The organism is Streptomyces sp. NPDC020780 (assembly GCF_044334475.1).
Taxonomy (GTDB): Bacteria; Actinomycetota; Actinomycetes; order Streptomycetales; family Streptomycetaceae; genus Streptomyces.
Map to the genome: position 1 here is coordinate 489,753 of NZ_JBIRTB010000005.1, position 10,515 is coordinate 500,267.

Here is a 10,515-nt window from a genome sequence, read left to right on the forward strand (position 1 = left end):
GTTCCGCGAGTGCGCGGCCGAGGAAGGTCAGTGCTGCGAGGGCAGAGCGGACACCGACCCGCCCGTGCCGGGCTCCAGGGCGTCGAGCGCGCGTCGCAGCCCGGTGAGCTTGCGCTCGAGGTGAGCGGCGGTCGCGACGGCCGCGGCATCCGCCGATTCGTCGTCCAGCTGCTTGGAGAGGGCCTCCGCCTGCTCCTCGACCGCTGCGAGGCGCGCGGAGAGCTCGGCAAGCAGTCCGGCCGGTTCCCTCTCCTCGGCGCCTGGGTGCGCGCCACCCTCCAACTGCAGGCGCAGCAAGGCGGCCTGCTCCCGCAGCTGACAGTTCTTCATGTACAGCTCGACGAAGACGGAGACCTTCGCGCGCAGCACCCAGGGGTCGAACGGCTTCGAGATGTAGTCCACCGCGCCCGCGGCGTATCCCCGGAAGGTGTGGTGGGGACCGTGGTTGATCGCGGTCAGGAAGATGATCGGGATGTCCCGGGTCCGCTCGCGCCGCTTGATGTGCGCGGCGGTCTCGAATCCGTCCATGCCCGGCATCTGGACATCCAGCAGGATGACCGCGAAATCGTCTGTGAGCAGCGCTTTGAGCGCTTCCTCCCCTGACGACGCCCGTACCAGTGTCTGGTCCAGCGCGGAGAGGATGGCCTCCAGCGCCAGCAGATTTTCCGGCCGGTCATCGACCAGAAGGATTTTGGCCTTCTGCACCATGGCCCGCCCTCCTCGCCCCGGAATCGCACCGGGGGCCGCCCCGGGGGACGACTCCCTTGCGCCGTCCGTCCTTGTGCCGGTCATGGTAGCCGCACCCCGCCCGTCGCCACACCCTGTCACCGTGATGTCACTGTGCACATAGCGGAAACGCGGTGGGCGACCAGAAGGTTCCCCGGATTCGCGCTCTCACACCCCTGGGCGCGGAAACAGGCCGGCCCGCACGGAGCGGGCGCCCCGCCCTGTCACTCCCCGCGCATCCACCGCTCCATCACCGACAGCAGATGATCGGAGTCGACCGGCTTGGTCACGTAGTCCGAGGCCCCGCAGTCGATCGCCTTCTCACGGTCGCCCTTCATCGCCTTCGCGGTCAGCGCCACGATCGGAAGCCCCGCGAACTGCGGCATCCTGCGGATCGCCGTGGTCGTCGCGTAGCCGTCCATCTCGGGCATCATGATGTCCATCAGGACGATCGTCACATCGTCGTGCTGCTCCAGGACCTCGATGCCCTCGCGGCCGTTCTCCGCGTACAGCACCGACAGCCCGTGCTGCTCCAGGACGCTCGTCAGGGCGAAGACGTTGCGGATGTCGTCGTCGACGATCAGCACCTTCTCCCCGCGGAAGCGGAAGGTCCTGCGCGGCTCCTGCTCCTCCTGGGCACCCTGCACCCACTCGTCGGGGGCGGCGCTCTCCTCGCCCGTCCTGCCGTTCGCCAGGGCCGGCCGCTGCGCCGCACCGCCCAGCGCCTTGCGCCGGCGCCTGAACACCCCGGCGGAGTTGCCCGGGTCGCCCAACGGCAGCTCCGTACCGCTGCGCGGGGAGGCCTCCATACGCAGCGGCCCCTCGCCGGCGCCCCCGCGGACATCCGCCTGGGCGGGACCCGTCTGCGGGTAACCCTGCGGCGGCAGTTCGCTGGGGTGCAGCGGCAGGTACAGCGTGAACGTCGAGCCGCGGCCCGGTTCGCTCGCCGCGTGGATCTCGCCGCCCAGCAACCGGGCGATCTCCCGGCTGATGGAGAGGCCGAGGCCCGTACCGCCGTACTTGCGGCTGGTCGTACCGTCGGCCTGCTTGAAGGCCTCGAAGATCACCAGCATCTTGCTGGACGCGATGCCGATCCCGGTGTCGGTGACCGAGAAGGCGATCAGGTCGCCGTCGGCCTCCCGGAGCGAACCGGCTTCCAGCAGATGCTCCCTGATGGAGTCGGGCACGTCCGCGCCGGCCGGCCGGATCACCAGCTCCACCGCACCGCTGTCGGTGAACTTCACCGCGTTGGACAGCAGGTTGCGCAGCACCTGGAGCAGCCGCTGCTCGTCCGTGTGCAGCGTGGCGGGCAGTTCCGGAGACACCCGCACGGAGAAGTCGAGCCCCTTCTCCGCGGTGAGCGGCCGGAACGTCGCCTCCACGTAGTCGACCAGCTGGACGAGGGCGATCCGGGTCGGGCTGACGTCCATCTTGCCCGCCTCGACCTTGGACAGGTCGAGGATGTCGTTGATCAGCTGGAGCAGGTCGGACCCGGCTCCGTGGATCGTCTCGGCGAACTCCACCTGCTTCGGCGAGAGGTTGCCCTCGGCGTTGTCGGCGAGCAGCTTGGCCAGGATGAGCAGCGAGTTCAGCGGGGTACGCAGCTCGTGCGACATGTTGGCCAGGAACTCGGACTTGTAGCGCATCGAGACGGCCAGCTGCTCGGCCCGCTCCTCCAGGACCTGCCGCGCCTCCTCGATCTCGGTGTTCTTCACCTCGATGTCGCGGTTCTGCTGCGCCAGCAGTTCGGCCTTCTCCTCCAGTTCCGCGTTGGAGGCCTGGAGTGCCTTCTGCCGGTTCTCCAGCTCCTGGGAGCGGTCGCGCAGTTGCTCGGTGAGTTCCTGGGACTGCTCGAGGAGCTTCTCGGTCTTCGTGTTGACGCTGATGGTGTTGACGCTCGTCGCGATCATCTCGGCGAGCTGGTTGAGGAAGTCACGCTGGATGTGCGTGAACGGCTGGAAGGAGGCCAGCTCGATCACACCGAGCACCTTGCCCTCGAAGAGCACCGGCAGCACGATCACGTGCGCGGGCGGCGCCTCGCCCAGTCCCGAGGAGATCTTCAGGTACCCCGGCGGGACGTTGTCCACCTGGATCGTCCGCTTCTCCTCGGCCGCCGTCCCGATGAGCGTCTCACCGGGCCGGAAGGACGTCGGCATCGAGCCCGCGGAATAGCCGTAGCTGCCCCGCATCCGCAGCTCGTAGGCACCGTCGTCGCCGCCGTCGACCCCCACCTCGTCGGCGTCACCCGTGGGCATGGCCAGGAAGAAGGCGCCGTGCTGGGCGGAGACGACCGGGGTCAGCTCGCTCATGATCAGCGAGGCGACGTCGTCCAGATCGCGGCGGCCCTGCATCAGGCCGGAGATCCGGGCCAGGTTCCCCTTGAGCCAGTCCTGCTCCTTGTTGGCGAGGGTGGTGTCACGCAGGTTGGCGATCATCGTGTTGATGTTGTCCTGCAGCACCTGGATCTCGCCGGCCGCGTCGACGTCGATCTTGAGGTTCAGATCGCCCCGGGTCACGGCGGTGGCGACCGCCGCGATGGCGCGCACCTGACGGGTCAGATTCCCCGCCATCTCGTTCACCGACTCGGTGAGGTCGCGCCACGTACCGTCGACGTCCCGCACCCGGGCCTGTCCGCCCAGCTGCCCCTCCGTACCCACCTCACGGGCGACCCGGGTCACCTGCTCGGCGAAGGAGGAGAGCTGGTCGACCATCGTGTTGATGGTGTTCTTCAGCTCCTGGATCTCGCCCCGGGCGTCGATGTCGATCTTCTTGGTGAGATCGCCCTTGGCGATCGCCGTCGTGACCGTGGCGATCTGGCGCACCTGACCGGTCAGGTTGGACGCCATCGAGTTCACCGACTCGGTGAGGTCCTTCCAGGTGCCCGAGACGCCGGGCACGCGTGCCTGGCCGCCCAGTTCGCCCTCGGTACCCACCTCGCGCGCCACCCGGGTGACCTCGTCGGCGAACGAGGACAGGGTCGTCACCATCGTGTTGACGGTGTCGGCGAGTTCGGCGACCTCGCCCCGCGCCTCGACGGTGACCTTCTTCGTCAGGTCGCCGTTGGCGACCGCGGACGAGACCCGGGAGATGTTGCGCACCTGACTGGTCAGGTTGTTGGCCATCAGGTTGACGTTGTCGCTGAGGTCCTTCCAGATGCCCGTCGCACCGCGCACCCGTGCCTGACCGCCGAGGATTCCCTCGGTACCGACCTCCCGGGCGACGCGCGTCACCTCGTCGGCGAAGTTCAGCAGCTGGTCGACCATCGTGTTGACGGTCGTGACCAGTTCGAGGATCTCGCCCTTGGCGTCGACGGTGATCTTCTTGGAGAGGTCGCCGTTGGCGACCGCGGTGGTCACCTCGGCGATGTTGCGCACCTGGAGAGTCAGGTTGTTCGCCATGCCGTTGACGGACTGGGTGAGGTCCTTCCACGTACCGGAGACGCCCTGCACCTCCGCCTGGCCGCCCAGCATGCCTTCCGTGCCCACCTCGCGGGCCACCCGGGTCACCTGCTCGGCGAAGTTCGAGAGCTGGTCGACCATCGTGTTGAGGGTGTTCTTCAGCTCCAGGATCTCGCCCCGGGCGTCCACGTCGATCTTCTGCGACAGGTCACCCCGCGCGACCGCCGTCGCGACCTGCGCGATGTTGCGGACCTGCGCGGTGAGGTTCCCCGCCATGCCGTTCACCGAGTCGGTCAGATCGCGCCACACACCGGCCACGCCGGGCACCTGTGCCTGGCCGCCGAGCCGTCCGTCCGTGCCCACCTCGCGGGCCACCCGGGTCACCTGGTCGGCGAAGGCGGACAGCTGGTCGACCATCGTGTTGATGGTGTTCTTCAGCTCGAGGATCTCGCCCCGGGCGTCCACGTCGATCTTCTGCGACAGGTCACCCCGCGCCACGGCCGTGGTCACCTGGGCGATCTGCCGCACCTGGGAGGTCAGGTTCCCCGCCATGAAGTTGACGGAGTCGGTGAGCTCCTTCCAGGTACCGGACACGCCGTCGACCCGTGCCTGGCCGCCGAGGCGGCCCTCCGTGCCGACGTCACGGGCCATGCGGGTCACCTGGTCGGCGAAGTTGGACAGCTGCGCCACCATCGTGTTGACGGTGTTCTTCAGCTCCAGCATCTCGCCGGCCACGTCCACGGTGACCTTCTGCGACAGGTCACCGTTGGCGACCGCCGTGGTCACCTGGGCGATGTCACGCACCTGCCCCGTCAGGTTGCGGAAGGCGGTGTTCACCGAGTCGGTGAGGTCCTTCCACGTCCCCGCCGCACCCGGCACCTCGGCCTGGCCACCGAGGCGGCCCTCGACACCGACCTCCCGGGCGACCCGGGTCACCTCCGACCCGAAGGACTGAAGCTGGTCCACCATCGTGTTGACGGTGTTCTTCAGCTCCAGCATCTCGCCGGCCACGTCCACGGTGACCTTCTGCGTCATGTCACCACTGGCCACGGCCGTGGTCACCTGGGCGATGTCACGCACCTGCGTCGTGAGGTTGCGGAAGACCGTGTTCACCGAATCGGTGAGGTCCTTCCACGTCCCCGCCGCACCCGGCACCTGCGCCTGGCCGCCGAGCAGACCCTCGCCGCCGACCTCGCTCGCCACCCGGGTCACCTCGTCGGCGAAGGTGCGCAGCGTCTCGGTCATCTGGTTGATCGTCTCGGCGAGCTGCGCGACCTCGCCCCGCGCGCTCACCGTGACCTTCTGCGTCAGGTCCCCGTTGGCGACCGCCGTCGTCACCTCGGCGATGCCCCGCACCTGGGAGGTCAGGTTCCCCGCCATCGTGTTGACGGAGTCGGTGAGGTCCTTCCAGACGCCGGCCACCCCGGGCACCATCGCCTGACCGCCCAGCTCGCCCTCCGTGCCCACCTCACGGGCGACCCGGGTCACCTCGGAGGAGAACGACGACAGCTGGTCGACCATCGTGTTGACGGTGTTCTTCAGCTGCAGCATCTCGCCGGCCACATGGACGGTGACCTTCCGCGACAGGTCCCCCTTGGCGACCGCCGTCGTGACAAGGGCGATGTCGCGCACCTGGGCGGTGAGCCGGTACGCCATGGTGTTGACGGAGTCCGTGAGGTCCTTCCACGAACCGGACATGCCACGAACCTGGGCCTGGCCCCCCAGCTTGCCCTCGGTGCCCACCTCGACCGCCACCCGCGTCACCTGCTCGGTGAACGCGGCCAGCTGGTCCACGAGGTTGTTGACCGTACGGGCGACCTTCAGGAACTCCCCGCGCAGCGGCCTCACCGTCTCGTCGGACGTGTGCGACCGCAGCTCCATGCGCTGCTCGAGATCTCCGTCCGCCACCGCGGAGAGCACCCGTCCGACCTCGGACACCGGCCGTGCCAAGTCGTCGACGAGCTCGTTCGAGGCGTCGATCGCAGCGGCCCAGGAGCCTTCGCAGGCGCCGGTCTCCAGCCGCTCGGTGAGCTTCCCCTCCCGCCCGACCATGCGCCGTACCCGGGCGAGCTCGCCCGTCAGATGCAGATTGCGGTCGGCCACCTCGTTGAAGACCGCGGCGATCTCCGTGAGCACACCGTCGCCCGAGACGGTCAGCCGCCTGCGGAAATTACCGTCGCGCATCGCCACGAGAGCCGCGAGCAGTCTGTTCAGAGCTGCCGCGTCCACATCGATGGTCCCATTGCGCTGCTTCTTCACGGGCTGTCCGCCTTTTGTGCGCGTTTCTGGACCCCGCGCCGCCACGCCAGACTCCACCGTGTCCCTCCCGCAGGGGTTGACCGTATCGCTCGGGCCGTTACCGGAAGCTTGCCCACTTCCACTTTGGCTCACCGCCACAGCACACCGTCGAGGGGTGACTATGCGGACGTCAAATCGTTGAAACGTACCAGCCCGGAAGCGGACGGAGTGAAAAGTTCCATGGTTGCCGCATTCCCCCCGCCCCGCACCCCCGGTTCGCGCACCCCGCGCACCACCACAGCCGTCCCCGAGCGCCCGAGTCCGCCCTCGGGTACCCGCGGCGCCGGCCGAGCGTCTAGCCTGGCAGGCGAATCGAAGCGGCGAGAAACGGGCACAGGACTCGGGGAAGCGACGAGACACCATATGGGGAGTGCTGTGATCACCGCGCGTGCGGCTGCCACCTTCGATCCGGTCGGACGCTCGGTGGCGACCGCCCGCGCCTTCGTACGCGACACCCTCCAGGGATGGGGGTACACCGACGTCGTCGACGACGCCGTCGTTCTGACCAGCGAACTCGTCACCAACGCGGTCGTCCACGCGGGGACGGCCGCCGATGTCCTGTGCCTGCGCACCGAGGACGGCGTACGCGTCGAGGTCTCCGACCACTATCCGGAACGGGAGATCCCGCTCCAGAGCTCCGGCCTGGACTTCGGCAGCCCCGACCGGGAGGGCGGTCGCGGCCTGCTGCTCTGCGCGGCCCTCGCGTCGCGCTGGGGCGTCGAGTACTCCCCCGCCCACAAGCACGTCTGGTTCCAGCTCGACCTCCCCGAACGCCCCGTCGGCATCCGCTCCGCCGGCCCCGTCCTGCCCACGGCCCTGCTCCCCGTCACGGACGAGCGGGTACGGGTGGCCGTCGTCCAGATCGACCGTTCCGGCTCCGTCGCCGCGTGGAACGACGACGCCGCCTTCCTCTTCGGATACTCAGCGGACCAGGTCACCGGCAAGCAGTTCACCGACTTCGTGGCCTGGCCGCACACCCCGGGCACCAGCACAGGCATCGCCGACGCCCTGCAGCTCTCCCGCTGGGAGGGCAGCTACGGCATCCGCGGCGCCGACGGCCGCGTCATCCCCGTCTACTCCTCGCACCTCAGAGTCCGCGACACCCAGGGCGAACCGTCCACGGTCTGCCTCCTCGTGCGCGACTACGAACGCGCGGTGCTCCAGACCCCGGCACGCACCCCCGTCTCCGACGGTTCGGCCGAGCACCGCGCCACGGACCCGTTCGAGGTCTTCATCGGCTCCCCCGCCCCCGACGACCTCGACGGGCTGCTGCAGCGCACCGTCGAACGGGCCCGCGACATGCTCGACGCCGACGCGGCCTTCCTGCTGCTCGCGACCGACGACGAGACGGAGCTGGAGGTACGGGCGACGACCGGCCTTCCCTCGGCCCGCCAGCGCTTCGCCCGGGTCCCCGTGGAGGCCGGGACGGGCCGTTACGGCTCCGCCCGCATGCCGGCGGTCCACGAGGACCTCACCGCCGTTCCGGGCGCCGTCCCGCTGCTCGCGGACACCGGCATGCGCTCCGTCGTCACGGTGCCGCTGAAGGTCGAGGGCAGGCTCACGGGGTCCCTGGGTGTCGCGGCCGAGGCGGCGGGGCGGTACTCCAACGAGGAGGCGCTGCGCCTCCAGTTCGCCGCGGACCGCATCGCGCTGGCCGTCGAGTCGGCGCGGCTCGGCGAACTGGAGCGGCTGCGCCGCGGCTCGCTGTCCTTCCTGGTCGAGGCGTCCGACCTGCTCGCCGGCACCTTGGACAGGGATCAGACCCTGGCGCTGATGGCCCAGATGACGGTCCCCACCCTGGCGACCTGGTGTGCCGTCTACACCATCGCCGACCAGTCCGCGGAGCCGTCCCTCTCCTACGTCCTGCACGAGGACGAGGAGCGGATCGACGGGCTCAAGGCGCTGCTGTCCTCCATCGCCCCGCCGGAGCCCGTCCCCACCCCGGGCGCCCGTGTCTGGCCCGCTCCCGCCGCCGCCGGCCACCGGGCCGCCCTGCACATGTCCACCCGCAGTCTGGGCAGGGACGCGCCCCTCAGCATGAGCACCGCCACCCGCAACACGCTGGCCACCGCGGCTGCCGTGGGCGGCGAGACGGTGGTCCTGCCGCTGGTGGCGAGGAACCGCGTGATCGGCATGCTGACGCTCGGCAAGCCGTCCGACGACCACTTCCGCCAGGAGATCCTGGAACTGGCCGAGGACCTGTCCCGCCGGGCCGCTCTCGCCCTGGACAACGCACGCCTGTACTCGGAGCGCATGGCGATCAGCCAGTCCCTCCAGCGCAGCCTCCTGCCGCCCGGCCTGCCCGATGTCCCCAACGTCGAGATCGAGGTCATCTACCGCGCGGCGGGCGAGGGCAACGAGGTCGGCGGCGACTTCTACGACGTGTTCCCGATCCGCGACGGAGCGTACGGCTTCGCCATCGGCGACGTCTGCGGTACGGGCCCGGAGGCGGCGGCCGTGACGGGTCTGGCCCGGCACGCCCTGCGCCTGCTCGCACGCGAGGGCTTCGGCGGCCCGGCGGTGCTGGAACGGCTCAACGCCGCCATCCTGGACGAGGGCGCCCGCAGCCGCTTCCTGACCCTGCTGTACGGCGAACTGTGGCCCCAGGAGGACGGCAGCGCGCTCCTGAAGGTGGTCTGCGCCGGCCACCCCCTGCCGCTGCGCCTGCGCCAGGACGGCTCCGTGGAGGCGGCGGCCGAACCGCAGCCGCTGCTGGGGGTCATCGAGGACCTGGAGCTGTACGAGGAGGAGGTCGTCCTGGAACCGGGGGACGTACTCCTCTGCGTCACGGACGGGGTCACCGAGCGCCGCGAGGGGACCCGCATGCTCGGCGACGACGGCCTGGCGGACGTCCTCACGAATTGCACGGGGCTGACGGCCGGCGCGGTGGCCGGACGGATCCTGCGCGCGGTCGAGCGCTTCGCCGCGGAGCCCGCCTCGGACGACATGGCCATTCTGGCCATGCGCGTCCCGGAACCGCACACGGTCTAGGGGCCCGCCCTGCGCCGCTCCTGTGGGGTGGGGCCACCGGGCAGATGCCGGACCGGAAGCTCCTCACCTGTCAGGGGGACGCCGGCGCGGAGCGGTGGTGCCGGCCGGCCACCTGGCCGCCCAGAGCGCTCCGGCGGTACAGGACCTGCCGTCCGTCGCGGGTCCGGGTCAAGGGACCCGCAGCGTGCAGGACCCGCAGGTGCTACGACACGGCACAGCGGGTGAGCGGCCCGTGCCGCACAGCGTCGGCAGATCCGGGAGGAGCGGGGGGCTGACGGCTGGGCGGACGGCGGCGTACCGGTGGTGCCCCCGGACGCCGCCGGGGCAGCGCTCCACCGGGTGAGAGGATCGAGTCCATGGCGACGGTGTCGGGTGAGTTCGAGTTGACCATGGACGAACTGCGCGTCGTGGCGCGCTACGCGGCACAGAGCGCGCAGGAAGTCCTCCCCGTTTTCGAGGAGACCGTTCCCGGTGATCCGCGCCCCCGCGCAGCCCTTGACGCCGCTTGGGAATTCGTCAACGGCGCGCAGAGGACGAAGCTGCAGCGCGTCACCTCGCTGGACGCACACCGGGCCGCGAAGGAGGCGGGCACCGAAGCGGCACGCCTTGCCGCCCGGGCCGCCGGTGACGCCGCGTCCGCCGCCTACCTGCACCCGATAGCGCGGGCGACCCAGGTGGGACACATCCTGCGCGCTGCCGCGAGCGCCGCGCGCATCGCCGAGCTGGGCGCGGGCGACGACCCCGCCGTCGGGGACCTGATGATCGACCAGGCCCGGCGACGTGCCTCGCCGGTGCTGATCGATGTGCTGTCCCGGTACCCGCTCGCCCTCACCGGCAGGAACCGTGTGTCGCAGCTCATGAGTGCCTTGGACGCGTCACTACGCGCCTCCGTCTGAGAGACCACCCGCTGTGGTCCTCCAGCTCCCGTTCGGACCGCGTCGGCGGGGGAACGTCACGACTGCCCGCAGGTGTGACGTTCCCGTCGGCAGCGGCCCACGGGACAGCCCTTAGCCTCGCGCTTTCACGAGGTGGGCTGTCCAGTGGTTGATCAGAAACGCAGAAAGTGCCTCTGACCAGCAAGAATGAGGATTGTCGAGGTCCT

4 protein-coding genes are annotated in these 10,515 nt (G+C 70.0%); 2 read left to right on the forward strand and 2 right to left on the reverse strand.

Annotated features, from left to right (window positions below):
- Positions 1-27 precede the first annotated feature (27 nt).
- Together ACH4VO_RS12810 and ACH4VO_RS12815 are read right to left on the reverse strand one after the other, a co-directional pair.
- Positions 28-708, reverse strand: coding sequence for a response regulator (locus ACH4VO_RS12810; RefSeq protein WP_360988345.1), 681 nt, complete (start codon positions 706-708; stop codon positions 28-30).
- 242 nt (positions 709-950) lie between these two features.
- Positions 951-6,383: a HAMP domain-containing protein gene (locus tag ACH4VO_RS12815; protein ID WP_360988347.1), complete on the reverse strand. Its 5,433-nt coding sequence runs from the start codon at positions 6,381-6,383 to the stop codon at positions 951-953.
- A 402-nt stretch (positions 6,384-6,785) separates the two neighbouring features.
- On the opposite strand from ACH4VO_RS12815, the gene ACH4VO_RS12820 reads away from it, so the two are divergent.
- Complete coding sequence (locus tag ACH4VO_RS12820) at positions 6,786-9,413, forward strand: SpoIIE family protein phosphatase (protein ID WP_360988349.1); 2,628 nt, start codon at positions 6,786-6,788, stop codon at positions 9,411-9,413.
- A 356-nt stretch (positions 9,414-9,769) separates the two neighbouring features.
- Positions 9,770-10,309 (forward strand): putative immunity protein, encoded by a 540-nt coding sequence (locus tag ACH4VO_RS12825; RefSeq protein ID WP_360988351.1) that lies wholly within the window; start codon positions 9,770-9,772, stop codon positions 10,307-10,309.
- Positions 10,310-10,515: the final 206 nt, after the last annotated feature.